Annotated in this window: 27 protein-coding genes; 19 read left to right on the plus strand and 8 right to left on the minus strand. The window is 40.5% G+C overall.

What is annotated here, in order from left to right; genetic code table 11:
- Position 1 precedes the first annotated feature (1 nt).
- The 3 genes from pdhB to lpdA all read left to right on the plus strand — a co-directional run bounded on the left by pdhB (position 2) and on the right by lpdA (position 3,847).
- On the plus strand, positions 2-979 hold the full coding sequence (pdhB, locus tag MHH68_RS07080) for a pyruvate dehydrogenase complex E1 component subunit beta (RefSeq protein ID WP_012009824.1): 978 nt from the start codon (positions 2-4) through the stop codon (positions 977-979).
- Positions 980-1,086: 107 nt separating this feature from the next.
- The gene (locus tag MHH68_RS07085; protein WP_339165671.1) at positions 1,087-2,430 is read left to right on the plus strand and encodes a dihydrolipoamide acetyltransferase family protein; all 1,344 of its coding nucleotides are present in this window, start codon (positions 1,087-1,089) and stop codon (positions 2,428-2,430) included.
- Positions 2,431-2,434: 4 nt separating this feature from the next.
- Positions 2,435-3,847 carry a dihydrolipoyl dehydrogenase gene (gene lpdA, locus MHH68_RS07090; RefSeq protein ID WP_003211097.1) on the plus strand — a complete coding sequence of 471 codons (1,413 nt, stop codon included), beginning with the start codon at positions 2,435-2,437 and terminating at the stop codon, positions 3,845-3,847.
- A 118-nt stretch (positions 3,848-3,965) separates the two neighbouring features.
- Here the strand turns inward: lpdA and MHH68_RS07095 are convergent, their stop codons facing one another.
- The gene (locus MHH68_RS07095) at positions 3,966-4,346 is read right to left on the minus strand and encodes a hypothetical protein (protein ID WP_223250645.1); all 381 of its coding nucleotides are present in this window, start codon (positions 4,344-4,346) and stop codon (positions 3,966-3,968) included.
- 316 nt (positions 4,347-4,662) lie between these two features.
- Here MHH68_RS07095 and MHH68_RS07100 point away from each other — a divergent pair, with 316 nt between their 5' ends.
- Entirely contained in the window at positions 4,663-4,782 is a 120-nt protein-coding gene (locus tag MHH68_RS07100; RefSeq protein WP_003212464.1) for a GapA-binding peptide SR1P, read from the plus strand.
- A 43-nt stretch (positions 4,783-4,825) separates the two neighbouring features.
- Here the strand turns inward: MHH68_RS07100 and MHH68_RS07105 are convergent, their stop codons facing one another.
- The gene (locus tag MHH68_RS07105) at positions 4,826-6,298 is read right to left on the minus strand and encodes an aminotransferase class I/II-fold pyridoxal phosphate-dependent enzyme (protein WP_339165672.1); all 1,473 of its coding nucleotides are present in this window, start codon (positions 6,296-6,298) and stop codon (positions 4,826-4,828) included.
- Positions 6,299-6,488: 190 nt separating this feature from the next.
- Here MHH68_RS07105 and MHH68_RS07110 point away from each other — a divergent pair, with 190 nt between their 5' ends.
- Positions 6,489-6,758 (plus strand): UPF0223 family protein, encoded by a 270-nt coding sequence (locus tag MHH68_RS07110; protein WP_339165673.1) that lies wholly within the window; start codon positions 6,489-6,491, stop codon positions 6,756-6,758.
- A gap of 31 nt (positions 6,759-6,789) precedes the next feature.
- Here MHH68_RS07110 and MHH68_RS07115 read toward each other — a convergent pair whose 3' ends face one another.
- Positions 6,790-7,425: a DUF1054 domain-containing protein gene (locus MHH68_RS07115; RefSeq protein WP_012009830.1), complete on the minus strand. Its 636-nt coding sequence runs from the start codon at positions 7,423-7,425 to the stop codon at positions 6,790-6,792.
- 288 nt (positions 7,426-7,713) lie between these two features.
- Between MHH68_RS07115 and MHH68_RS07120 the strand changes: the two genes are divergently transcribed.
- The 6 genes from MHH68_RS07120 to MHH68_RS07145 all read left to right on the plus strand — a co-directional run bounded on the left by MHH68_RS07120 (position 7,714) and on the right by MHH68_RS07145 (position 11,943).
- Positions 7,714-7,902 (plus strand): hypothetical protein, encoded by a 189-nt coding sequence (locus MHH68_RS07120; RefSeq protein ID WP_003211901.1) that lies wholly within the window; start codon positions 7,714-7,716, stop codon positions 7,900-7,902.
- 133 nt (positions 7,903-8,035) lie between these two features.
- Positions 8,036-8,842 carry an inositol monophosphatase family protein gene (locus MHH68_RS07125; RefSeq protein ID WP_061407676.1) on the plus strand — a complete coding sequence of 269 codons (807 nt, stop codon included), beginning with the start codon at positions 8,036-8,038 and terminating at the stop codon, positions 8,840-8,842.
- A 111-nt stretch (positions 8,843-8,953) separates the two neighbouring features.
- A complete protein-coding gene (locus tag MHH68_RS07130; RefSeq protein ID WP_061407680.1) occupies positions 8,954-10,879 on the plus strand; it encodes a hypothetical protein in 1,926 nt (641 codons plus the stop codon).
- Entirely contained in the window at positions 10,869-11,132 is a 264-nt protein-coding gene (locus tag MHH68_RS07135; RefSeq protein WP_061407681.1) for a hypothetical protein, read from the plus strand. Before MHH68_RS07130 ends, MHH68_RS07135 begins: the two co-directional genes overlap by 11 nt.
- The gene (locus MHH68_RS07140) at positions 11,132-11,650 is read left to right on the plus strand and encodes a sigma-70 family RNA polymerase sigma factor (protein ID WP_061407684.1); all 519 of its coding nucleotides are present in this window, start codon (positions 11,132-11,134) and stop codon (positions 11,648-11,650) included. The genes MHH68_RS07135 and MHH68_RS07140 overlap by 1 nt, the downstream gene beginning before the upstream one ends.
- Positions 11,647-11,943 carry a zf-HC2 domain-containing protein gene (locus MHH68_RS07145; RefSeq protein WP_061407687.1) on the plus strand — a complete coding sequence of 99 codons (297 nt, stop codon included), beginning with the start codon at positions 11,647-11,649 and terminating at the stop codon, positions 11,941-11,943. The genes MHH68_RS07140 and MHH68_RS07145 overlap by 4 nt, the downstream gene beginning before the upstream one ends.
- Positions 11,944-11,983: 40 nt before the next feature.
- Here MHH68_RS07145 and MHH68_RS07150 read toward each other — a convergent pair whose 3' ends face one another.
- Together MHH68_RS07150 and MHH68_RS07155 are read right to left on the minus strand one after the other, a co-directional pair.
- Complete coding sequence (locus tag MHH68_RS07150; protein WP_012009832.1) at positions 11,984-12,619, minus strand: hypothetical protein; 636 nt, start codon at positions 12,617-12,619, stop codon at positions 11,984-11,986.
- Positions 12,620-12,892: 273 nt separating this feature from the next.
- Complete coding sequence (locus tag MHH68_RS07155; protein WP_003211596.1) at positions 12,893-13,072, minus strand: DUF5325 family protein; 180 nt, start codon at positions 13,070-13,072, stop codon at positions 12,893-12,895.
- A gap of 114 nt (positions 13,073-13,186) precedes the next feature.
- On the opposite strand from MHH68_RS07155, the gene typA reads away from it, so the two are divergent.
- Positions 13,187-15,025, plus strand: a complete 1,839-nt coding sequence (gene typA, locus MHH68_RS07160; RefSeq protein ID WP_012009833.1) for a translational GTPase TypA — start codon at positions 13,187-13,189, stop codon at positions 15,023-15,025.
- 54 nt (positions 15,026-15,079) lie between these two features.
- Positions 15,080-15,403 carry a YlaH-like family protein gene (locus tag MHH68_RS07165; RefSeq protein ID WP_003210819.1) on the plus strand — a complete coding sequence of 108 codons (324 nt, stop codon included), beginning with the start codon at positions 15,080-15,082 and terminating at the stop codon, positions 15,401-15,403.
- 31 nt (positions 15,404-15,434) lie between these two features.
- On the opposite strand, the gene MHH68_RS07170 is transcribed toward MHH68_RS07165, so the two are convergent.
- Positions 15,435-15,665 (minus strand): YlaI family protein, encoded by a 231-nt coding sequence (locus tag MHH68_RS07170; RefSeq protein WP_012009835.1) that lies wholly within the window; start codon positions 15,663-15,665, stop codon positions 15,435-15,437.
- A gap of 101 nt (positions 15,666-15,766) precedes the next feature.
- The gene (locus MHH68_RS07175) at positions 15,767-16,387 is read right to left on the minus strand and encodes a YhcN/YlaJ family sporulation lipoprotein (RefSeq protein ID WP_058014078.1); all 621 of its coding nucleotides are present in this window, start codon (positions 16,385-16,387) and stop codon (positions 15,767-15,769) included.
- A 139-nt stretch (positions 16,388-16,526) separates the two neighbouring features.
- Here MHH68_RS07175 and MHH68_RS07180 point away from each other — a divergent pair, with 139 nt between their 5' ends.
- Positions 16,527-17,849: a PhoH family protein gene (locus tag MHH68_RS07180; RefSeq protein ID WP_034619937.1), complete on the plus strand. Its 1,323-nt coding sequence runs from the start codon at positions 16,527-16,529 to the stop codon at positions 17,847-17,849.
- Between the two features lie 15 nt (positions 17,850-17,864).
- Here the strand turns inward: MHH68_RS07180 and MHH68_RS07185 are convergent, their stop codons facing one another.
- Positions 17,865-18,347, minus strand: coding sequence for a peptidyl-prolyl cis-trans isomerase (locus tag MHH68_RS07185; RefSeq protein WP_339165674.1), 483 nt, complete (start codon positions 18,345-18,347; stop codon positions 17,865-17,867).
- A gap of 120 nt (positions 18,348-18,467) precedes the next feature.
- Here MHH68_RS07185 and glsA point away from each other — a divergent pair, with 120 nt between their 5' ends.
- The 5 genes from glsA to MHH68_RS07210 all read left to right on the plus strand — a co-directional run bounded on the left by glsA (position 18,468) and on the right by MHH68_RS07210 (position 26,280).
- Entirely contained in the window at positions 18,468-19,397 is a 930-nt protein-coding gene (glsA, locus tag MHH68_RS07190; protein WP_180309061.1) for a glutaminase A, read from the plus strand.
- A 121-nt stretch (positions 19,398-19,518) separates the two neighbouring features.
- Positions 19,519-19,800, plus strand: coding sequence for a YlaN family protein (locus MHH68_RS07195; RefSeq protein ID WP_003212509.1), 282 nt, complete (start codon positions 19,519-19,521; stop codon positions 19,798-19,800).
- Between the two features lie 208 nt (positions 19,801-20,008).
- Positions 20,009-21,220 (plus strand): putative lipid II flippase FtsW, encoded by a 1,212-nt coding sequence (gene ftsW / locus MHH68_RS07200; RefSeq protein WP_169056450.1) that lies wholly within the window; start codon positions 20,009-20,011, stop codon positions 21,218-21,220.
- An 80-nt stretch (positions 21,221-21,300) separates the two neighbouring features.
- Positions 21,301-24,747 (plus strand): pyruvate carboxylase, encoded by a 3,447-nt coding sequence (gene pyc, locus MHH68_RS07205; protein WP_058014075.1) that lies wholly within the window; start codon positions 21,301-21,303, stop codon positions 24,745-24,747.
- A 99-nt stretch (positions 24,748-24,846) separates the two neighbouring features.
- A complete protein-coding gene (locus MHH68_RS07210; RefSeq protein WP_339165675.1) occupies positions 24,847-26,280 on the plus strand; it encodes a deoxyribodipyrimidine photo-lyase in 1,434 nt (477 codons plus the stop codon).
- The last annotated feature ends 30 nt before the right edge of the window (positions 26,281-26,310 follow it).

Below are 26,310 nucleotides of genomic sequence, written 5' to 3' on the forward strand. Positions count from 1 at the left end.
CATGGCGCAAATGACAATGATTCAAGCGATCACTGATGCGTTACGCACAGAACTGAAAAATGACGAAAACGTTCTCGTTTTCGGAGAAGACGTTGGTAAAAACGGCGGCGTATTCCGTGCGACTGAAGGATTGCAAAAAGAGTTTGGTGAGGATCGTGTATTCGATACACCACTTGCTGAATCTGGTATTGGCGGTCTTGCAATTGGCCTTGGACTACAAGAATTCCGCCCAGTAATGGAAATTCAATTCTTCGGATTCGTTTACGAAGTATTAGATTCTGTTTCTGGACAAATGGCTCGTATGCGTTACCGTTCTGGCGGACGCTGGCATTCTCCAGTGACAATCCGTTCTCCATTCGGTGGGGGAGTTCACACACCTGAGCTTCACGCTGACAGCTTAGAAGGTCTTATCGCACAACAGCCTGGTATCAAGGTGGTTATTCCTTCAACACCTTACGATGCAAAAGGACTATTAATTTCTGCAATCCGCGACAATGATCCGGTTGTATTCCTTGAGCATATGAAACTTTATCGCTCTTTCCGTCAGGAAGTTCCTGAAGAAGAGTACACAATTGAAATCGGTAAAGCTGACGTGAAACGTGAAGGTTCTGACCTTTCAATCATCACTTACGGTGCAATGGTTCACGAATCACTTAAAGCTGCTGAAGAGCTTGAAAAAGAAGGCGTTTCTGCTGAAGTAATCGACCTTCGTACAGTAAGCCCGCTTGATATTGAAACAATCATCGCTTCTGTTGAAAAAACAGGTCGTGCGATCGTTGTTCAAGAAGCACAAAAACAAGCTGGTATTGCTGCAAACGTAGTAGCTGAAATCAATGACAGAGCAATCCTTAGCCTAGAAGCACCAGTACTTCGTGTAGCTGCACCTGATACTGTATTTGCTTTCTCTCAAGCTGAGAGCGTATGGCTTCCAAACCATAAAGACGTGCTTGAAACAGCTAAGAAAGTTCTTGAATTTTAATTAAATGACTGAGGGGAAAAGAATTTATTTCTCTTCCCCTTTATCAATTACAAGACCGTGTAAACATACACAACAAGGATTCAACAAAATCTAGGAGGCGAAAAACAGTGGCATTTGAATTTAAACTTCCGGACATCGGAGAAGGTATCCACGAAGGTGAGATCGTTAAGTGGTTTGTAAAACCAAACGACGAAATTAATGAAGATGACGTTTTAGCAGAGGTACAAAACGATAAAGCAGTTGTAGAAATTCCTTCACCTGTTAAAGGAAAAGTATTAGAATTAAAAGTTGAAGAGGGAACAGTTGCAACTGTAGGACAAACAATCATTACGTTTGATGCACCTGGTTACGAAAATCTTCAATTTAAAGGCAGCGAAGAAGAAGGCGAAGCAAAAACTGAAGCTCAAGTACAAGGTACTGCTGAGGCTGGTAACGAGCCAGAGAAGAAAGAAGTGGCACAAGAAGAAGCGGCAGCAGCAACTGGTGCAGGCGCACAAGAGCAAGTAGATGCTGATCCAAACAAACGCGTTATCGCTATGCCATCTGTACGTAAATATGCTCGCGAAAAAGGCATTGAAATTTACAAAGTTGCAGGTTCTGGTAAAAACGGACGTGTGTTAAAAGAAGATATCGACAGCTTCGTTAATGGTGGTTCTGCAGCTCAAGAAGCAGCGCCTCAAGCAGCTGAAAGTGCGAAAGAAGAAGCAGCTCCTAAAGCGGCAGCAGCAGCTACAGTTCTTGAAGGAGAATTCCCAGAAACTCGCGAGAAAATGAGCGGAATCCGCAAAGCGATCGCGAAAGCAATGGTGAACTCTAAGCATACAGCTCCTCACGTAACATTAATGGATGAAGTTGATGTAACGAACCTTGTTGCTCATCGTAAACAATTCAAACAAGTTGCAGCTGATCAAGGAATCAAGTTAACTTACTTGCCTTACGTTGTAAAAGCTCTTACTTCTGCTTTGAAAAAGTACCCAGTACTTAACACTTCTATCGATGATAAAACAGATGAAGTTGTTCAAAAGCATTACTACAACATCGGAATTGCAGCTGATACTGAAAAAGGCTTGCTCGTTCCAGTTGTGAAAAATGCAGATCGCAAAGCAATTTTCGAAGTGTCTAACGAAATCAACGAGCTTGCAACAAAAGCACGTGATGGTAAATTGGCTCCAGCTGAAATGAAAGGTGCATCTTGCACAATCACAAACATCGGTTCTGCTGGTGGACAATGGTTTACTCCAGTCATCAACCACCCAGAAGTAGCGATCCTTGGTATTGGCCGTATCGCTGAAAAAGCGGTTGTTCGTGATGGCGAAATCGTTGCAGCTCCAGTCTTAGCTCTTTCCCTAAGCTTTGACCACCGTATGATTGACGGAGCTACTGCGCAAAATGCCCTTAACCACATCAAGCGTTTATTGAATGATCCACAATTAATTTTAATGGAGGCGTAATGTCATGGTAGTAGGAGATTTCCCAATCGAAACAGATACTCTTGTCATCGGTGCAGGTCCTGGTGGATATGTAGCTGCTATTCGTGCTGCACAGCTTGGACAAAAAGTAACAATCGTTGAAAAAGGAACACTTGGCGGTGTATGTCTAAACGTTGGTTGTATTCCTTCAAAAGCATTAATCAATGCTGGCCATCGTTTTGAAAATGCTAAGCATTCTGAAGACATGGGTATCAAAGCTGAAAACGTAACAGTTGATTTCACAAAAGTTCAAGAGTGGAAAGCTTCTGTTGTAAACAAATTAACAGGTGGAGTTCAAGGTCTTCTTAAAGGAAATAAAGTAGACATCGTTAAAGGTGAAGCTTATTTCGTAGACAGCAACTCTGTACGTGTAATGGATGAAAATTCAGCACAGACTTACACTTTCAAAAATGCAATTCTTGCAACTGGATCTCGTCCAATTGAATTGCCTACTTTTAAATACACAGACCGCGTGATCAACTCAACTGGTGCTTTAGCGCTTAAAGAAGTACCTAAGAAGTTAGTTGTTATCGGTGGTGGATATATCGGTACTGAGCTTGGTACTGCTTATGCAAACTTTGGAACAGAAGTTGTCATCCTTGAAGGTGGAGACGAAATCCTTCCAGGTTTCGAAAAGCAAATGAGCTCATTGGTTAAACGTAACCTGAAGAAAAAAGGAAACGTTGAAATTCATACAAACGCTCTTGCAAAAGGCGTTGAAGAAAAATCTGATGGTGTCACTGTTACGTTCGAAGTAAAAGGTGAAGAAAAAACAGTTGATGCTGATTACGTACTTGTTACTGTTGGTCGTCGTCCAAACACAGATGAGCTTGGTCTTGAGCAAGTTGGTGTTGAATTGACTGACCGCGGAGTTGTCAAAACAGACAAACAATGCCGTACAAGCGTTTCAAACATCTATGCAATTGGTGACATCGTTGATGGACCACCACTAGCACACAAAGCTTCTTACGAAGGTAAAATTGCAGCTGAAGCAATCGCTGGAGAGCCAGCTGAAATTGATTACCTTGGTATTCCTGCTGTTGTATTCTCTGAGCCAGAACTTGCAACAGTTGGATACACTGAAGCAGAAGCAAAAGAAGAAGGAATCGACATCGTTGCAGCGAAATTCCCATTCGCAGCAAACGGACGTGCACTTTCTCTTGACGCAACTGATGGCTTCATGAAGATGATCACTCGTAAAGAGGATGGTCTTGTGATTGGCGCACAAATCGCAGGTGTTGGCGCTTCTGATATGATTTCAGAGCTAAGCCTTGCAATCGAAGCTGGAGTGACTGCTGAAGATATCGCAATGACAATTCATGCTCACCCAACTTTAGGTGAAATTACAATGGAAACGGCTGAAGTAGCAATTGGAAGCCCAATCCATATCGTAAAATAATGAACTTATTAAAACCCTTTCCATCAAGGAGAGGGTTTTTTTGAGCGCTGCATGAGAAAAACCCCTCATTTCATGAGGGGCTTTTTCATATGGATTATATAAGTGCAAGGTGAGACCATTAATTTGTATTCACGCGGTCTAAAGCGTGGCATAAGGGCGATAAAATATCCTCTTTGCTGCTGACATTTCCTTCAACCTTCACTATGACTTTTTCATTATTTACAAGTAAAATAGCCGGCAATTCGTCTACTTCATTTTTCCAGCCTTTACGATCTTCTTTCACAATCATCTTTGACATTTCCTTCGGGTATTCATTCTTTAAATCGAGGACTGCATCATAATAAGGACTTTCTTTATCAAGATTTTCTGCGTCTGTAAAAAAGAGAATTCTTGGTTTTTGAATATGACTGACTTGGTCTGTCTGATTCGGTATGATATACGCAAATGAGCATGAACTAAGTACAAAGAGCATGGGGAATATAATGAGAAGTGTCCTCATAAAATTCAATCTATTCACCTCAAAATCTTTTGGGGTTGTCCCAACATTTTTAGGAGCTGGTTACCTGTTAGTCACTCTAGTGTATCATGTCCTTTTTGACAATTTTCGATTGTTACTCAATTGTTACAGAATTGATATGAAGCAAAATACAATTGAAACGTTGCCTCAATATGATAAGAAAAGAGCACATATTCATAAAAAATAATTAAATGTGCCATACAATTAACCGTTGACAACTTAAATGTGACATCATATTATAGAAGTATGAAATAGATTAAACGCTTTAAAATCATGAATGAAGAAAAGGGGAATGTACGTGGGTACAATTATTTGTCAAGATTGCAATGAGACCATTGATCAATTTGAAAATGAAAAAGTGACAACACTATACGGAACGTGTGGTCACTGTCATTGCTGTGATGAAGCCTCTGAATAAATAAAAAAAGCATGCAGCTCCATTTGGGGCTGCATGCTTTTTTTTATAAAATTGGTTTCTGTTCTTTAATGACACGGATCATTTCCAGCGTTGAATCTTCTGGTCCTTGGACAGGGAGCCCAATTTCAATGTTTTTAAAGATATAGGAGATATTTTCTTCTGTGATAATCTCTCCTGGTATAAAAATAGGTATGCCTGGCGGGTACACCATGACAAACTCTGCGATGATGCGGCCCGCTGCTTCTTTAAACGGAACCACTTCAGTTGTGGCATAAAAGGCATCACGCGGCGTCATGGCAAGCGATGGAATCTCAGGTAGCATGACTTCAGTTACCGCTTGTGTGCCGCTCTCACTTTTAGAGGCTGCAGCAATGTCTTTCATAGCCATTATAAGCGTATCGATTGTTTCATCAGAATCACCAGGGGTCACAATACATAAAATGTTGTAAAGGTCAGAAAGCTCCACTTCAATCCGGTAGCTTTCTCTCAGCCATTTTTCCACATCATGGCCATTGAGACCAAGGTCTTTAATTGAAATAATTAATTTCGTTGGATCATAATCGTACGTAGAAGCTGAACCGAGTATTTCCTTACCAATACACGTAATGCCATCAATTTGATTCAAACGGTTTCTCGCTGATTCAGCTAATCGGATGGCTTCATCTGCAAGTGCCTTTCCTTCAGTGGCTAATCGCTTTCGAGCGACATCAAGTGACGCCAAGAGCAAATAAGAAGTAGAGGTTGTTGTCAGCATGCTCAAAATCGATTGCACGCGATCTTTTGAGATAAGCCCTTCCTTCATATTTAAAATAGAGCTCTGGGTCAGGGAACCGCCGAGTTTATGAACACTTGTTGCTGCCATGTCGGCACCTGCCTGCATGGCTGATAGCGGGAGCTTATCATGAAAATGAATATGCACGCCGTGTGCTTCATCAACAAGGACAGGCACATGAAATGAATGGGCAATGTCTACAATCGATTTTAAGTCTGCTGAAACGCCAAAATACGTCGGATTAATCACAAGCAGACCTTTTGCATCTGGATGCTCTGTGAGTGCTTTTTTCGCTGATTCTGGTGTAATGCCGTGAGAGATGCCAAGCTCTTTGTCTATTTCTGGATGAATAAAAACAGGAACTGCGCCAGAAAATACAATCGCGGACATAATCGATTTATGGACGTTACGCGGAACGATGATTTTATCTCCAGGTCCGCATACGGTCATCACCATTGTCATGATGGCGCCGCTTGTTCCTTGAATACAGAAAAATGTATGGTCAGCACCGAAGGCTTCAGCAGCTAAATCTTGTGCTTCTTTTATCATTCCTCGAGGTGAGTGTAAATCATCAAGAGGTTCTATATTAATGAGATCAATGCTTAATGCATTGTCGCCAATGAATGCTCTAAATTCAGGGTCCATTCCAGCTCCTTTTTTATGGCCAGGAATGTGAAATTGAACTGGATTGGTTGCTGCGTGTTTTTTTAGTCCAGTATATAAGGGTGTATCATGTTGTGACAATTGCTTTCCCACCTTCGTCGAAATACCTGCTATTATTGTGCCAATAACGACAGATTTCATTGCATAAAACAAAAGAATTATATTATGAACTGATCGGAATGTAAAGCATAAAATCAATCGGTTTCTGATCGAACAGATGCTATAATAAAAGTTCAAATAAGAAATGAGTGTTAAAGTGAGGGACAAGTAAATGGAATATCAATATCCAATGGACGTCGACTGGACGACAGAGGAAAAGATTGCGGTTATTTCGTTTTTTCAAGCTGTTGAAAAAGCCTATGAAAAAGGAATAGCGAAGCAGGAGTTATTAAATACTTATAAACGCTTTAAAGAGATTGTGCCATCAAAAGCAGAAGAAAAGACGCATTGTGCAGCGTTTGAAAAGGAAAGCGGGTATTCTCCTTATCGTGCAGTGAAAACGGCAAGAGAGGCAGAAGAGTCCGCCATGATACGTATGTAAGAAAAAACGAGCCTAGATGGGCTCGTTTTTTTTATACAGATTGTTTTTGTGTAAAGCGGTATAGATAAGTCACCGTGCGGAAGGCATCTTCGATTTTTGATAAGAATTCTTCATTATTCATTTGAACGACTTCTTCTCTAGGCAGCTGAATACCGCAAAGGAGCTCGGCTTTTTTCACCGTTTGGACACGTTCAAACAGCGTTTTCAGCTGTTCTGCATCGAGTTCGCTGTGACGCATGACATCTGGTTTCATATGATCTTTAGACCAAACAAAATCTTGCGGTATTTTCTTTTGAATGGTATCTAGTTCTTTTTCGAATAACTGACCATATTCGCCTTTCACAGGAGATTCATAAATAAGAGCAAACCATACAAAGACATGTGTTTTCCAAAGCCCAATTTGAAAATGAGGGAGTTTTTTATACCCACGCTTGCTGTTTGCAAAAGCAACCCACGTATCATTTGGCGGATTGACTGATCTTCTAGCATGCTTTGCGACGTGTACAAACATTTCGTCACCTGTAATAGAAGAAAGAAGTGGTGCAAAGTGTTCTCCAAGTGCTTCAAGCTTTGGACGGACTCTTTCTTTTAATACGGTCATTCGTTCATCTAAACCGTCAACTGTAAATGTCTCAAAATCTTCATCTCTAAAACGCATTTCACTCATAGTATGCCTCCTGTATTCTTTCGCTGATCATATTTTATCATAGCTTGGGTTAAGCTCAAAAAAAGATGCACCGTCAGATCAAAGATTGTAGAGGAAGTAGGGCAGCGTTTAAAAACAACGATTTTGTGGTACATAACAAATAGGTAAAGACACAATTTTCAGAATGTCGTTGCGGTTATGCGATCGCTTCATACGATATAAGCAAGAACCAATTCTCTTATCAATTGAATTTTTTATCAATGAAAACTGACAAGGAATGAATCATTCTCTGGAAGGGGCGTTGACCAAATGAAGCAAATCGTGAAGCAGGGGTATAGACAGGAGAAGAAGAATCGCATCGCTGTGTGGAGATTAGAGGTGGACTATGAGCTTTCTACGCTTCATGAAGCCATCGAGCAAAAAGATGACATCCAAATCGAACGCAGCAAACGAAAGCTTGAGCGCCTAAGAAAAGAATGGGAGCAGCTTAAAGGGTAAAACAAGGTGAGGTAAAAACGAACCAATTCATCGGTTCGTTTTTGTATGAAGCTGCTTTTTTCTTGCTTTTACGTACATAATATCAGTATGCTATTACAAATAGGTATTACATAGAAAAGAGGTTTACAGTCTGATGACAAACTGGGTGGAAATTGACCGTCTTGCAAAGCTTTGGGTAAAAGAAGCAGGAAGCCGTATTAAAGCGTCCATGCAGGAAGGTCTATCAATTGAAACAAAATCAAATCCAAATGATCTTGTCACAAATATCGATAAAGAAACAGAACGTTTTTTCATTGAAAAGATACAAACGACATTTTCAGATCATCATATTTTAGGTGAAGAGGGACAAGGGGAAGAAGTGACCTCACTGGATGGAGTCGTGTGGATCATTGATCCAATCGATGGCACAATGAACTTTGTCCATCAAAAACGCAACTTTGCCATTTCAATCGGGATATTTGAAAATGGCATTGGGAAAATCGGTCTCATTTATGACGTCATTCATGACGAGCTTTACCATGCGATCAAAGGAGAAGGGGCTTATATGAATGATACCCTGCTTCCTCCATTAAAAGATGTAGCGATTGAAAAAGCCATTGTTGGCATTAACCCGACCTGGGCGATCGAAAGCCCTTATTTTGATGCTAAACCGTTCGCCCGCCTTGTGCGAGATGTGAGAGGGACGAGAACGATTGGATCAGCTGCACTTGAGCTCGCTTATATCGCAAGCGGCAGAAGTGACGCATATGTCACGTTAAGGCTTGCGCCGTGGGATTATGCAGCAGGCTGTGTGCTTTTGGATGAAGTAGGGGCAGTCTACTCAAATATACACGGAGAACGCCTAACGTTTCTAGACAAAAACAGTATCGTCGCCGGAAATCGATCCGTTTGTGAAAAAATCTTGCATGATTACATAAAAGGCAGTGAAAATAAAAAATAAACCAAATCACTTCATGAGAATGAAGTGATTTTTTGTGTTTAATGAAACTTTTTGGAAAGAGAAATGTCTATACGAACGAGGCCTTAATTTGATGTAAAGGATTGTGTTTTAATGTTAGATTTGTTTAGTGATTTATCCCTCCATTTTGAAAGGTATTTTATTTTAAACGAGTACAGTATCCGTATTATTCAATGGTGTGTACTTGGACTATTTGTCCTTTTTATGACACTTCCTATATGGAAAGAAAAGAAAAGTGGTTATGTATTTTATGCTGGGCTTGTATTAAGAGTAGTCCTGCTAGGCGGAATGACACTTGAAATGAGCCACCAAGTGCTAGCTAGACAGTATACGATCCAAACATTTGAAGTGCTGACAGATTTCATGCAATTTCTGATCTATGGGTATGTCTTGCTTGCATCACTGTACTATGTTATTACTCTTCCTTATTTAAAAAATAAAGGTATGTTTTTTGCTTTTGATTTATCTGTATTACTTCTGCCTTTATGTCAAACAGTGTTTATTGTGTTTGCTGAAAACAAAAAGTTCTTTCTTAGCGGTGATACGGGGCTAGTATGGAGAGATATGATACCCATTTTGGCTATGGCTTGCTTTGCCGCTTTGTTGCTACACCTTTTCTTTCGCTTGTTTTGGCACTGGAAGTGGAAGGAATTGATTTTATTCTATGGTTTGATTTTTGCAGCCTTGCTTTATATATTTTATCCTTCTATCACGAAGTATGAGCTTCAATCTTCATTTAAATCAATTGTGATTTTAGCTGCGGCAGCAGGAAGCTTTATGACGATTTATTTGTTATGTGCTTTACTACGGGACAAGGTGAGGTTAAGGAAGTGGGGCGCTGGTTGTATAGCTGGCTTTTTTCTACTATTACTCAACCCAATCGTTAATATCCCTCATACTATGTTCCAATTCACCAAAACGGAATTGGTCGATACTTTCTCAGAAGAATATCGCCCTTTATCTGCAATAAGTGCAAAAGAATTCGCTTCAAAATTTGTACCAGCGGATCAGACGTTATATTTAAATGCTAGTCATCAGCCTATCCCTTATTATTACGTGTTTGCAGATGATCAGTATGAAGTGAATATTTCTGCGTTTACAGGTGAATTAAGCGGATATTCTTATCAAGGTCGTGTAGAGGGAAAGGAACTGACCGATAAAGAATATAGGGAAAAAACCATTGAATTTTTCGAAAGAAGCGGACGGTCAATAGATCTACATCGCATTCAATTGGCTGTACAAAAAGAGGACGGAGAGACGAACGTTCTTCTTCTGCCAAAAATGTCTCAGAATGAAGAGGACAGTTTAGCGTTTGCCACCTGGGAAAAAGGGACGCTTCGACAAGCGCAATACGGAAACGCCATCTTTCAATTAAAGGATATAGACGGAATCCGATTAACAGAAACGGAGATAAAAAACAGGATAAACAGCATGTATAAAAATTTAAATCTAAAGCGTCCAGCTTATCAATTCACAGGCATCGATGATTTTTATTTTGATTGGCAGCATGAAGTGACGGTGACAACAAAAGATCAATCGGAGTTTGTGTTTAATGGCTCAACAAAAGATATCATCAGCTTCAAGTTGTCAAAAACGCTTCTGCAACAGAAAAAAGGGAAAGTCAGCGATGAGGATTTGTTAAAGATCATAGGGAAAAAGCCAGAAGACGTGAGGAAAGAAACGGGCACTAATGAAAGCAAGCAGTATACATTTAACCGAACCTCTCAATTACTGAATGTGTTTAGAGATCATGATGGTATTAAGCTGAGGCTGCAATCAGTGTCGTCTATATCAAATTCAATATCGAATAAAGATCGTGATGAAGTCTATCAGCAAGTATTAAAAAGTGAAAAAGCCTCTAAGATTTATAAAAAACAAATAAAACCAGTAAGAATGATTAACAAAGAAGGGGACATGGACATTTCATGGCTTGTCATCATTCAAACCTTCGGATCAAATGAGCGTAAAATTTATGAAGTAAATGGACGAACAAAAGAGGTGCACCGTTTTGACAGATAAAGAAAAACAAGCCATCTTTCAAGACTTATATGAACTGTATCAAGAAGGGGAGCTGGGTGACGAAGCATATAGCTGGATGAAGTCACATGAGCAGCAATTTCAGCATGTTGTTATAGAGAATGAACAGGGTTCAGCGCTGATTGAAGATCAGAATGACTATAATGAGTTAAAGCGCATGAAGGGGTTTATTTACTCGTTATACTTCTTTTTCATTGTCTTATCGATTTGGATGACTGTGTGGTTTTATTTCTAATGTCCAGACCAGCTGATCAAATTGAAAAAATCTATGAAGAATATTTTCAGGAAATCACCAAATATTTATATCGGCGGACAGGAAATATGGAAACAGCCAAGGATCTTGCGCAAGATGTATTTATGAAGGCTCTACATGGATTATCCTCTTTTAAAGGACATTCTAGTATGAAAACATGGCTTTATACCATTGCTTATCATACATTTGTGAATGACTATCGCCGCAAAATCAAATGGACATTTACGAATGTAGAAGAGGTTGATTACTTAGAGCAGCAGTCCTTTTTGACACCAGAGGACCACGTCGAAACACAAGCTGACATTCAAAGGCTGTGGCATCATATCAATCAGCTGAAGGATTCATATAGAGAGGTCCTTATTTTAAGAGATATTCAGGAATTATCATATGACGAAGTAGCTGAAATTTTGAATTGGACTTTATCCAAAGTCAAAACAACCCTTCATCGAGCGAGATTAGAGCTGAAGCGAATGCTACATTGTGAGGAGTTCAATACATGAGCTGTTATTTGATCGAAGAATTGTTACCCCTTTATATAGAGGGAGACACAAGTACGGGTACCAATAATATAATAGCCGAGCATCTACAAACCTGCGAGAGCTGCCGGCAACTTTATCAAGAAATGAAAGAACCAATCACTCTTATACAGACACCTGATCTCATGCCATATATAGATGAAATGGAAGAAAAAAGAAAGTTCGAGAAGCGCTATTATGGCAAGTTAATATACCGAGCAAGCATCGTGTTTGGTTTAGGATATGTCATGATGATCATTCTTTATTGGCTGAAATAAAAGACCCCCATCTGGTCGATCCAGATGGGGGTTTTCATGCTTAGCTTAATTTTTCTTTAGCAATTTGGATTGCATCATAGACTGATTTTAATTGCTCTTGAGGAATTTTCTTCAGCATTTGGTTGAAAACAAGTAATTCAGTAGAGCTGAATCCAATACCTTTTGCGATTTTTGAATCAATGACAACATTACCTTTTTTGTCTAAAACAAGTGCATCACCAGCAAGATCAGCAATTCTGATCACTGATTTAAACAGCTTTTCAAATTTAGCTGCTTCTTCTTTTGTAAGACCAAGTTCAACAGCTTTCGCTGCATCAAAAACCAATTTTCCTTTTTCGTTTTTAGTGACGCTCTCACTGAAAACGATTGTCAGAACAGCTGCGCGATCTAAGAATTTCTCAGCAGTCGCCGCTTCTTCTTCAGTTAGTCCGAGCTCAACAGCTTTTTTCACATCAAATGTGTAGTTGTTGTCTTCCTCAACAAATGAGTTGATGAGAATGTTGATGACACGCTCGTTTTTCTCCAATAATTCTTTAATGACTTGCTGCTGCTCAAAAGGAATCCCTTTGAAAGTTGCAGCACTTGCTTGCCCAGGAGCTACTGTTGTGAAAGTAAGAATAATAGCTAAAGCGAAAAATACAACAGAGCTGAGCGATTTGCTCAAAATCTTCTTCATGCTTCTTTTCTCTCCCTTTTCTGTTAAATTTTGTTGCAAGAACAGCATACCACGAGAAACTTTGTGTAAGAATAGGAAAATTGTAACTTTATGTTTGAATTTGGAGAACTATAAACGTTATTGTCGAAAAATGGAGAGGTTCAGATGGCTTACTTTTGCCAAGTCTAAATGATATGTTCTGTCTTATACACGACCTTTCATAGGTGGTTGGTCTTGTTTTTACCTAAAATAAAAGCCTTCTACATATAGAATGTAAAAGGCTTTTGAGAAATTTTATGATTGCACGTTTAATTTTCTTTTTAATGTAAATCCTGTACCCATGAAAATCATGGCAAACACAATACTTAGACAAATACCCAGCACGTTTTTTTCTGCAAGAGTTACCCCAATAAACGCCATACTGACAACCGCAAGTAATGCACATAATAATAGAAGCCATTTGATTTGTTTCATTTGTCTCCATCCCTTTTTTTTAGAGTTAATATAAGTTTACAGAAAAACGATCGGCATTTAAAGGGGATTGTGATATAATATGAAAGTTATCTAATTATTTTAGGAGATGAAAATGTGAAACTTCGAAAAGATCTTCGCAACATCGCAATTATTGCCCACGTTGACCATGGTAAAACGACGCTTGTTGACCAATTGCTCCATCAAGCTGGTACTTTCCGTGCGAATGAAAATATCGCTGAGAGAGCCATGGATTCAAATGATTTAGAGCGAGAGCGCGGTATTACGATTTTAGCTAAAAATACTGCGATCCATTATAAAGATACACGCATTAATATTTTAGATACACCAGGACACGCCGATTTCGGTGGTGAGGTTGAGCGTATCATGAAAATGGTAGATGGTGTACTTCTCGTTGTGGATGCTTATGAAGGCTGTATGCCTCAAACACGCTTTGTGCTGAAAAAAGCACTTGAGCAAAACTTAACACCAATCGTAGTTGTCAACAAAATTGACCGCGACTTTGCTCGTCCGGCTGAAGTAGTCGATGAAGTAATTGACTTGTTCATTGAATTGGATGCAACAGAAGAACAACTTGAATTCCCAGTTGTCTATGCATCAGCAATCAATGGTACAGCAAGTAACGATGCGAGCAAGCAAGATGAAAACATGGAATCTTTGTTTGAAGCCATTGTTAACCATATCCCTTGCCCAGTTGATAACCATGAAGAGCCGCTTCAATTCCAAGTGGCACTACTTGATTACAATGATTATGTTGGAAGAATTGGGATCGGTCGTGTATTTAGAGGAACAATGCAAGTAGGACAGCAAGTAGCCTTAATGAAAGTTGACGGCAGTGTGAAACAATTCCGTGTGACAAAGATCTTTGGTTTCCAAGGGTTAAAACGAGTGGAAATCAACGAAGCAAAAGCAGGAGATCTTGTCGCTGTATCTGGAATGGAAGACATTAACGTAGGTGAAACGGTTTGTCCGGTTGAACACCAAGAGGCTTTGCCAATCCTTCGTATTGATGAGCCGACACTTCAAATGACGTTTGTTGTGAACAACAGCCCATTTGCAGGCCGTGAAGGAAAATACGTAACATCACGTAAAATTGAAGAGCGCTTAGAGCAGCAGCTTCAAACAGACGTTAGTCTTCGTGTTGATCCAACTGATTCACCTGATGCTTGGGTTGTATCTGGACGCGGAGAGCTTCACTTATCCATTCTTATTGAGAATATGAGACGTGAAGGATTTGAATTACAAGTATCGAAGCCAGAAGTTATTGTAAAAGAAGTTGACGGTGTTCGATGTGAGCCTGTTGAACGCGTTCAAATTGATGTACCAGAAGAGCACACTGGCTCTATCATGGAATCAATGGGCGCACGAAAAGGTGAAATGATTGACATGATCAATAACGGTAATGGTCAAGTTCGCCTGATCTTTACAGTGCCATCACGTGGTTTAATCGGATATACAACTGAATTTCTTTCATTAACTCGTGGTTTTGGTATTTTAAACCATACATTTGACAGCTACCAGCCAATGCAGTCTGGTCAAGTCGGCGGACGCCGTCAAGGAGTACTTGTTTCAATGGAAACAGGTAAAGCAACTGCTTACGGAATCCAAGGCGTTGAAGAGCGCGGTGTGATCTTCGTTGAGCCGGGTGTTGAAGTATACCAAGGAATGATTGTTGGTGAGCATAACCGTGAGAACGATCTTGTTGTCAACGTAAGCCGTATGAAACAACAAACAAACGTGCGTTCAGCGACGAAAGATCAAACGGTGAGCATGAAAAAACCACGTATTATGTCACTTGAGGAATCTCTTGAGTACTTGAATGAGGACGAATACTGTGAGGTTACGCCTGAATCAATTCGTTTAAGAAAGAAAATTCTAGATAAAAACGAACGTGAGAAAGCAGCGAAGAAGAAAAAGCTAGCAGGATTATCGTAATTCCATGAAGAATTAAAAAGATAGAACCCTGAAAGGTAAGGGGAGGGAATCTTTTTGAATGATCAGGAAGTAAGTGAAAATCTATCCTTTTTCGCGATGCTGTTTCGTGTCGATGAAAATCCGCAAACAGGGATGTGGCTCCTATATGGCACCATCCTTGTTTTAGCAATTATTGTTTTTAAGCTCGGCTTTGCTAGACGTTTACCGATTTTAAAAGCACTCGTGATTTACTTGTTTTTGATTTTTGGCTGCACGTTTCTCACATTTCTAGGTATCTTCCTGCCAGTAGCGGAAGGTCTAGTCGTGGCAGCTGCCATTTTGATTATTTATAAAATCAGGTTGCATCGTGCGAAAAAAGAAGGAACAGTGAATACGTAAAAAAAGACCTGAACTTGTGTCAGGTCTTTTTTTATGTCTTTTGTTCTTTTTTTCCTTTTTTCTTCTTTTTCTCTTTCGTCGCAGGATCTTGATAAAGAGAGAATCTGCCAGTCTTGATGCGTGCTTCTGTCTTTACTTTAATACGTTCCTGACAGTCATCGCACATATATGTATGAATCGGTCGATTTCTTAACCGCTTAGCAACGAGTGTATCATCATCAATGGTTTCAAGCTTCTCACATAATGAGCACTTCACTCTCATCCTTTTCACCTCACTTATTGCATTTATTATAGCATGTTTTCCAGCTACTTAAAATCAGCGTAGAAAACGGCTTATATCACAGGAGATATAAGCCGTTCTCTTTATTTCTTCTGATTCATATGATGGTTTGATTGATCGTTTTGCTGTTCGTCTAACTGCTTTTGATCGTTTTGTTTGAGCTGATCATTCGGCTCATTTGTTGGATCTGTTTCGTGGCGATCAATTTCATTTCTCGGCATCTCTGGCATCACGCGGCCGACAATGGCGGCTAGTTCATCCATAATCCCACTGACAGGACGGCCTGCTTGTATTTCTTTACCCATCTCTTTTAATCGGCTGACTGTATCTGGATCAGCGACCACAACAGCATTCGCACCTTCTGGATCATTTTTCAGTGCTTTTGCAACTGAATATTTAATGTTTTCTACCTTGCTTCTATCTAAATCATCTTTTACATCAATACCAACAACAGCATAACGGCCGATAACGATCGCCGTTGCATCATTGACATCTGCTACGTGCTCTGTCACTTTGACAAGATGCTGCGCAACATCTGTAGATGACCGGGCTTGATTGGTCTTTTTCTTAGTCGAGTCTGACACCCGTACTACGTGCTGGCGTCCATCTTGCTGCTTGTCAAGTGCCTCTGGCTTTTCCTGCTGCTGGCAAGCGCCCAACAGAATGATGGCTTGAATCATGAATAATGTCAAAAATAGTCGCACCTGTATACCCTCCTTCACAAACTGCATGATTTATTTTATTGTTGAATTAACCTTCTAACTTTATTCATGAAAACATATATTTTAACAATCGTTTTGGGAAAGACAGGATGAATGAAACCCCGATCAGGAGGCGAAGGACCTGAGTAAAATTTATGTATTAGACACAAACGTGTTATTACAGGATCCGAATTCAATCTTTTCATTTGAAGACAACGAGGTCGTCATACCCGCCGTTGTGTTAGAAGAAGTAGACTCAAAAAAGAGATATATGGACGAGGTTGGGCAAAATGCCCGGCGCGTCTCACGCCTAATTGACGGTTTAAGATCGAAAGGGAAACTGCATGAAAAAATTACACTAGAGTCAAAAGGGACGCTGCGCATTGAACTGAATCACCGCTCTTTTCATGAGCTTCAAGAAATTTTTATTGAAAAAACAAACGATAATCGAATTTTGGCAGTCGCGAAAAATTTAAGCTTAGAGGAAGAAACAAAACCTCATGGCAGGCCTGTTATCTTGGTCAGCAAGGATGTGTTAGTGCGGGTAAAGGCGGATGCTATAGGGCTTCAAGCAGAAGACTTCTTAAGTGACCGTGTTTTGCAAAATGAAGACATCGATAATGGCTATCATGAGCTCTACATTCCAACTGAGCAATTGAATACATTTTATAAGCAAAATCAATTACCAATAAAAGAGGTCACAAGTGCACCATTCAACCCTCATCAATTTGTCATCATGAAGGGAAATGAAGGTGGTTCTGCTTTAGGAATGCTTGATCAAAAGGCAGAGCATGTAAAGCGTCTCGTTTATGATCAAGAGCATATTTGGGGAATTCGTCCAAAAAACGTCCAACAGACGATGGCGCTCGAGCTGCTTTTGCGACGTGACATTCCGCTCGTGACACTGATTGGAAAAGCGGGGACTGGTAAAACATTGCTTGCACTTGCTGCCGGATTAATGCAGACAGAGGACCTCGGTATGTTTAAAAAGTTGATCGTGGCGCGCTCCATCGTGCCTGTTGGGAAAGATATCGGATATTTGCCAGGAGAAAAGGAAGAAAAGCTAAGACCATGGATGCAGCCGATCTATGACAACCTAGAGTTTTTATTTAATACAAAAAAGCCAGGTGAGCTTGATGCGATTTTGGCGGGAATTGGATCTATTCAAGTCGAAGCATTGACGTACATTCGGGGGAGAAGTATACCTGATCAATTTATTATCATTGATGAGGCGCAGAATTTAACAAAGCACGAGGTGAAAACATTATTAACGCGAGTCGGAGAGGGAAGTAAAATTGTGCTGATGGGAGATCCAGAGCAGATTGATCATCCTTATTTAGACAGCTTAAATAATGGGCTTACGTATGTGATCGAACGGTTCAAAGGGCAGCAAATATCTGGACATGTCAAGCTTGTCAAAGGAGAAAGGTCTGGACTTGCACAGCTTGCCGCTGATTTGCTATAGTCCAGACCCCTTGTCTTATGTAATGTTTAGCTCTTTGACACCTTTTATCGGCTGAGTGAGGTTGGACTGATCCGCGAAATAGACATGGATCGGTCCTTCTTCTGTGATTGGCTTACCATGCTGGCTGAAATGAGCAATGCTTTCCATTGCCTGAGAAAGTGGTACAGCAATAGTACCTGTTTCTGTGACAAATTCGCATGTATCCGCATGTTCAAGCGGCTCAGCATTTTTTAGCATATCGCCAAGCTTCATCCCGAAGCTGCCTGTGACGAGTCTTTCCTTTTCGTACTTCTTCTCTGTTTTTAACGTGGGTGGAAGAGTTTGACCTTCTCTTATCACCCGCTCTTGGTCAAGCTCCTGATCTAGCTGATTCTCTTCACTTGCTGCATTTTTTTTAAAAAATGAATCCATTAAAAATTTGCGGTCATCAAAAATCCATACACTTGGATCAATGGTGATCTTGTACTGTACGTTCCCCTTGATTTGAATGATGCTCATGTTCAAGACAACCCCTTTCCAACATAAATTATAGAAGTTTTCGTCCGCTTTGTCACTTTCATAAACATGCTGCACCTTGTACACACTAATCATACATGAAAGATAGGGAGTGTATGAGGCATGGCATGTCGCGACAATGAAGAGCTTCAACGATTTGTAGAAGAAGCAAAAAAAGTGGCCAAAGATGGTCAAGTAGCATCCTATATTCCCGCTCTCGGCAAAGCGGATCAGACGGATTTATCTGTGGCAGTGTATCATGTGAGTAATACGTGCCACTCAGCGGGAGATGTAGATAAACGATTTACCCTTCAAAGTATTTCAAAAGTATTAGCACTGGCGCTTGTGCTCTCAGAAGAAGGGCCAAAAAAAGTCTTTCAATTTGTTGGACAAGAACCAACAGGTGACCCGTTTAATTCAATGATTAAACTGGAAACAGCGAGTCCGAATAAACCGCTGAATCCAATGATTAATGCAGGGGCGCTCGCAGTCACGAGTTTAATCAGAGGAGCGACTCCGCAAGATCAGCTGAGCCGGTTGCTCAGCTTCATTAGAGAGCTTGCAAATGACAAAAGCATTACATACTGCAAGGAAACAGCTGCCTCCGAATTTGAGACATCCATGATTAACCGGGCGATGTGCTATTATATGAAGCAATATCATATTATTAGAGGGAACGTAGAGGAAGTCATGGACGTCTATACGAAACAATGTGCCATCATGATGAATAGTTTGGATTTGGCAAAAATTGCTTGTGTTTTTTCATTAGACGGCAGACATCCAGAAACGGGGAAGCAGATTCTTTCAAAAGATGTCGCTAGAATTTGTAAAACTTTTATGGTGACGTGCGGCATGTACAATGCGAGCGGAGAATTTGCCATTAACATCGGAATTCCTGCAAAAAGCGGTGTCTCAGGCGGAATTATGGGAGCTGCACCATATGATTTTGGGATCGGTATCTTCGGTCCTGCTCTGGATGAAAAAGGGAATAGTATTGCTGGAATTAAGCTGCTTGAGCTGATGAGTGAAAAATACGAGATGAGTATCTTTTAATGGAGGAAGGCTTCTTTTTATTTTTACAAGCGAACTGTACAAATCTGCTTGCAATTTTGGGCGTTTCGCTTTATGATAAATAGAAGAATTAGGTACTCGCCTGGGGAACGGAGGGATACTTTTGGCGTCAGAAATTTTAGTCGATCATCGGCAAAAAGCACTGGCTTTATTAAAATTGGATGCAGATAAAATTTTAAAATTGATCCAAGTGCAAATGGACAACTTAACGATGCCGCAATGTCCTCTTTATGAAGAGGTTTTAGATACTCAAATGTTCGGATTATCGAGAGAAATTGATTTTGCTGTCCGGCTTGGATTAGTTGATCAACATGAAGGTAAGAAACTACTCGATAAACTTGAGAGAGAGCTTTCCGCACTTCATGATGCGTTCACAAAAAAATAGTGATTGAAAACTCAAACTTCCTTAACATAAGTTTGAGTTTTTTTGTCCTCTATTTTTTTCATTGATTCATGTCAAACGGACTTGATTCTTTCATGAATGACGAACAATATAAAAGAGGTAAAACGAGATCAAACGGAGAAAATGTAGTAGAATAAAAACAGCTAAGAGGATATCAAGCAGTAGAAACAGACGTTAGGAAGAGGATTATATGTTAAAGAGAATGCTAAAATCGTATGACTACTCATTATTGTTCGCCATTATTTTAATTAGCGCATTCGGTTTGGTCATGGTGTATAGCTCAAGTATGATTACATCTGTGATTAGATACGATGCCGCGCCAGATAATTTTTTTAAGAAACAGCTTTTATTTATGATCGTTGGAGCGGTCATCTTGCTCTTTACGGCACTCGTTCCATATCAGCTGTTTTCAAATAAGAAATTTCAGATCGGTATGCTGCTGCTATCCGTATTCTCCCTCATCTATGTGTACTTTGGCGGTCATATTGCAGGGAACGCTAGAAGCTGGATTAAAGTAGGCCCATTCAGCCTTCAGCCAGCTGAATTTGTAAAGATTGTCGTCATTATTTATCTTGCTGCTGTGTATGCGAAAAAGCAGCATTATATTGATCATATTTTACGAGGAGTCACACCTCCAATTGTGGTTGTTTCGATCTTATGCGGATTTATCATTTTGCAGCCAGACTATGGGACAGCCTTTATCATTGGGATGATTGCTCTTGCGATGATTTTATGCTCAGGGTTTAGCGGGAAAACACTTGCGAAGCTGCTGGCCTTATTTAGTGCCGTGATGGTCGTCGTGACCCCATTTATTATTCTGTTCTGGGATAAAATTTTCACGCAAAATCGTCTCGGGCGTTTTGAGAGTTTCCAAGATCCCTTTAAAGATGCAGGAGCTACTGGACATCAATTGATTAATTCTTATTATGCCATTGGATCAGGCGGCTTTTTTGGACTGGGTCTAGGAGAAAGCGTTCAAAAGTACGGGTATCTTCCAGAGCCGCACACCGATTTTATCATGGCAATCATTTCAGAAGAGCTTGGCTTTTTCGGAGTATTTTTTGTACTCGCTCTTCTTGGCTTCATCGTCGTGAAAGGATTTTATATTGCAAGAAAGTGTGAAGATCCATTTGGAAGTTTGCTTGCAATAGGAATTTCCTCCATGATTGCGATCCAAACATGCATTAATTTAGGCGGTGTTTCAGGTTTGATTCCGATTACTGGGGTCACACTTCCGTTTATTAGCTACGGGGGATCATCTATCATTTTACTAAGCGGTTGTATGGGAATATTGCTGAATATCAGCATGTTTACTGAATATAAAGAGCGTTACAAAAAGAAAAAATCAATGAGCAAACCACCAGTTCAAAAAAATGGATTGCAGAAAACTTTGAATCTTTAGAAAACAAAAGTGTACAGTTTTCATTTCTTCCTTTATTATAGAGTACATATAAAATTTTAAGGGATATGGAGGAGTGAGAAATGTCACAGAGAACAATTCAAAAGGTTCTAGTTGCAAACAGAGGGGAAATTGCTATCAGAGTCTTCAGGGCCTGTACGGAGCTCAATTTACGTACAGTAGCCATTTATTCCAAAGAAGACTCAGGCTCTTATCATCGCTATAAAGCAGATGAAGCATATCTAGTTGGAGAAGGAAAAAAACCGATTGATGCCTACCTTGATATCGAGGGGATCATCGAAATTGCAAAACGAAATGACGTGGATGCAATCCATCCAGGTTACGGATTTTTATCTGAAAATATTCATTTTGCAAGACGATGCGAAGAGGAAGGCATTCAATTTATCGGTCCAACTTCTCAGCATTTAGATATGTTTGGAGATAAAGTAAAGGCAAGAGAAGAAGCGAAAAAAGCCGGAATACCAGTCATTCCAGGAAGTGACGGACCAGTTGATTCGGTCAAAGAAGTCGAAAAATTCGGTGAAGAATACGGTTACCCGTTTATTATTAAAGCTTCACTAGGCGGCGGCGGCCGGGGTATGCGGATTGTCAGAACGAAAGAGGAGCTGAAGGAAGCCTATGACCGTGCGAAGTCAGAGGCAAAAGCGGCTTTTGGAAATGACGAAGTATACGTTGAAAAACTGATTGAAAATCCGAAACACATTGAGGTGCAGGTGATTGGTGACAATCACGGCAATATCATTCATTTATATGAGCGTGACTGCTCTGTTCAAAGGCGGCATCAAAAGGTCATTGAAGTGGCGCCAAGTGTGTCTCTTACAGATCAACTGCGTGAAGACATTTGCGAAGCGGCTGTTCAGCTGGCTCGGAATGTATCATATATCAATGCAGGCACTGTAGAATTCCTTGTTGCAAATGGAGAGTTTTATTTTATTGAAGTCAATCCAAGGGTACAGGTAGAACACACGATCACTGAAATGATCACAGGTGTCGATATCGTCCAAACCCAAATTCTTGTCGCGAAAGGTCATGACCTTCACAGCAAGGAAGTCGGTATACCAAAGCAAGAAGATATTTTCACACATGGTTTTGCCATTCAATCAAGGGTTACAACAGAAGATCCTTTAAATGATTTTATGCCAGACACAGGGAAAATTATGGCCTACCGTTCAGGCGGAGGATTTGGTGTACGACTTGATACAGGGAACAGCTTTCAAGGTGCAGTCATTACACCTTATTACGATTCTCTATTGGTCAAGCTGTCCACATGGGCGCTCACATTTGACCAAGCTGCTGCTAAAATGGTTCGAAATTTACAGGAATTCAGAATCCGCGGGATTAAAACAAACATTCCGTTTCTTGAAAACGTGGCAAAGCATGAGAAGTTTCTAAAAGGGGAATACGATACGTCATTTATCGATTCAACGCCAGAGCTATTTAATTTCCCTAAACAAAAAGACCGTGGAACGAAGATGCTGACTTATATTGGTAACGTGACCATTAATGGATTCCCTGGTATTGCGGAGAAAAAGAAGCCTCATTTTGACAAGCCTGTTGTACCGAAGCTTCCTCTCAAGCAAGAGATTCCATCTGGGACTAAACAATTATTAGATGCGCATGGACCTGAGGGTCTTGCCAATTGGGTGAAAGAACAAAAGAGCGTCCTTTTAACAGATACAACCTTTAGGGACGCGCATCAGTCTCTGCTTGCGACCCGCTTCAGAACTCATGATTTAAAGAAAGTAGCCCAGCCAACAGCAGGTTTATGGCCAGAGCTGTTTAGTATGGAAATGTGGGGCGGTGCTACATTTGATGTTGCGTACCGATTCTTAAAAGAAGATCCTTGGCAGCGATTAAAAGAGCTTCGCCAAGAAGTGCCAAACACGTTGTTCCAAATGCTTTTAAGATCATCAAACGCTGTCGGATATACAAACTATGCGGATAATGTGATTAAAGCATTTGTAAAGGAATCGGCCGAAGCAGGCATTGACGTGTTCCGTATTTTCGATAGCTTAAACTGGGTGAAAGGCATGACACTTGCCATTGATTCTGTTCGTGAATCAGGCAAAGTGGCAGAGGCAGCGATTTGTTATACGGGGGACATTCTCGATCCATCGCGTCCGAAATATGATCTTAAGTACTATGTATCTCTTGCGAAAGAGCTTGAATCTGCCGGTGCGCATATTTTAGGTATTAAAGATATGGCGGGATTATTAAAGCCGCAGGCAGCTTATGAGTTAGTCACTGCTTTAAAAAATGAGCTCACAATCCCTATTCATCTTCATACGCATGATACGAGTGGAAATGGACTGTTCACCTATGCAAGGGCAATTGATGCAGGTGTTGACATTGTCGATGTGGCCGTCAGCTCTATGGCGGGACTCACATCGCAGCCAAGCGCAAGCTCACTGTACTATGCTTTAGATGGGCATGAAAGAAAGCCAGACATGAACGTCCAATCGGTCGAACACCTTTCTCAATACTGGGATTCTGTTAGAAAATACTACAGTGAATTCGAAAGCGGCATGAATTCACCTCATACAGAAATTTATGAGCATGAAATGCCTGGCGGACAGTATAGTAACTTGCAGCAGCAGGCGAAAGGTGTCGGGCTTGGCGACCGCTGGAACGAAGTAAAAGAAATGTACAGACGTGTGAATGACATGTTTGGTGATATTGTGAAGGTGACTCCTTCCTCTAAAGTAGTCGGAGACATGGCACTTTATATGGTGCAAAATGATTTAACAGAGGAAGATGTCTATGAAAAAGGAGCAACTTTAGACTTCCCTGATTCTGTTGTGGAACTATTTAAAGGCTATTTAGGCCAGCCGCATGGTGGATTCCCTGAAAAATTGCAAAAGCTGATTTTAAAAGGAGAAGAGCCGCTCACTGTTAGACCTGGTGAAAAGCTGAAGCCAGTTGACTTTGAAGCTATTCAGCAGCAGTTTAAAGAATCTCATGATCTGACGCTGACAGAGAAAGACGCAATTGCGTATGCCTTATATCCGAAAGTCTTTTCTGAATTTGTCCAAACAGCAGAAAGTTACGGAGACATCTCTGTTCTTGACACACCAACGTTTTTCTACGGGATGAGGCTTGGTGAAGAGATTGAGGTAGAAATCGAAAAAGGAAAAACCCTCATTGTTAAACTCGTGTCAATTGGAGAACCGAATCCAAATGCCACAAGAGTTCTTTACTTTGAGCTAAATGGACAGCCTCGTGAAGTCGTCATTAAGGATGAAAGCATCAAATCATCCGTTCAAGAAAAAATGAAGGCGGACCGTTCAAATCCAAATCACATTGCCGCATCAATGCCAGGCACTGTCATCAAAGTGCTCGTGGAAAAAGGACAGAAAATCTCGCAAGGTGAGCATTTGATGATCAATGAAGCCATGAAAATGGAGACGACTGTGCAAGCTCCATTCACTGCGGTCGTAGATGAAATACATGTGACAAATGGAGAACCGATTCAAACGGGAGATCTGCTCATTGTTTTAAAGCCTGAATAATAATTGAGACACATCCATCGTGATGTGTCTTTTTTTGAGCGCATTAAAATGTGCAGCAGCCTGCGAGAGTGATTACACTATAGAGTGAGGTGAAGAAAGTTGGAAATTGTCGTGATTTGGTTTCGCCGAGATCTGCGATTGGATGATCATATCGCCTTGTCAAAAGCGATCACATATGCAAAAAAACATGAGTACAAATTATTGGCTCTTTATCATCTAGATCCATTTTTTACTGAAATGGAAATGGATATAAATAACGAACATTTCTTTCAAAGCTTGGCGCATTTCGTCAAGGAAGCGAGAGAATCTCAAGTGTATGTCCACCTTCTCCATGATGATGTCCTGCGCGCCTTTCAGCAGGTCATGGATGTGTATGACATCAAAGCCGTCTTTTTTAATGAAGATGAAGTGGGTATCGGCCAAAGGCGTGACAAGCAAGTAACCGATTTTTTAGGTAAGAAGGGCATTCATGTGTCAATGTGGCAAGATACACATCTTCACGGGGCGCTAGATATTTTAAAAGCAGATGGGTCACATTATCAAGTGTTTACCCCATACTATCAATCATGGCGTAAGCAAGAGAAGCAGCCTGTGATAAAAGTTGACAAATCATTTTTTAGCAGTGGGCATACGATTTGTGATGAGTCACTTTCACAAAAAGGAAATGATAAACTGCGAGAATTGATAAAGGGCTGCTCAAGGAAGTTTGATCAAATTGGCTCAGACAAAGCGATGAGCACGCTGCATCACTTTATCCAAAAAAGATTAACACGTTACCATGAGAAACGTGATATTCCGTCTGTTTTTGGAACGAGCAAGCTGTCGCGGTTCTTAAAAACAGGTACTATTTCAATTCGAACGATCTTTCATTCGATATATGAAGAAGCACTCTATGAAGATGAGGGCAGAGAGACCTTTATTAAAGAGCTGGCTTGGCGTGATTTTTATCATATGATTTATGCGCATTATCCCGAGATGAAAGAAAAAGAAATCAATTTGAAGTTCCAAGGGATGAAATGGAATGAAGATGAGACGCTGTTTGAAGCTTGGTGTAAAGGAGAAACAGGCTTTCCACTCGTTGATGCAGGGATGAGACAGTTAAATGAGGAAGGCTGGATGCATAACCGTTTGCGAATGGTCACAGCCTCATTTTTAACAAAGGATTATTTGATTGATTGGAGAAAGGGCGAATCGTATTTTGCAAAAAAACTTGTAGATTATGATGAGGCGTCAAATATCGGAGGATTTCAGTGGGCAGCCTCAGTCGGAACTGATGCGGTGCCGTACTTCCGTATTTTCAACCCGACCACTCAGTCAAAGCGATTTGATCCGAGCGGAGAATATATTAGAAAATATGTACCAGAGCTAGAGTATGTCGATGAAAAATGGATTCATGAACCAAGTAAAATGCCGATTGATGAGCAATTGAAATCGGGATGTGTGCTAGGTGATACATATCCGCTGCCGACGGTAGACCACCAGGAAAGACGCAAAAAAGCCATTTCGCTATTTGAAGAAGCAAAACAACAATAAAACAAATCCCCATTCCATATGGAAGGGGGA

The sequence above is a fragment of the Bacillus sp. FSL K6-2841 genome (assembly GCF_037976435.1).
Taxonomy (GTDB): Bacteria; Bacillota; Bacilli; order Bacillales; family Bacillaceae; genus Bacillus; species Bacillus pumilus.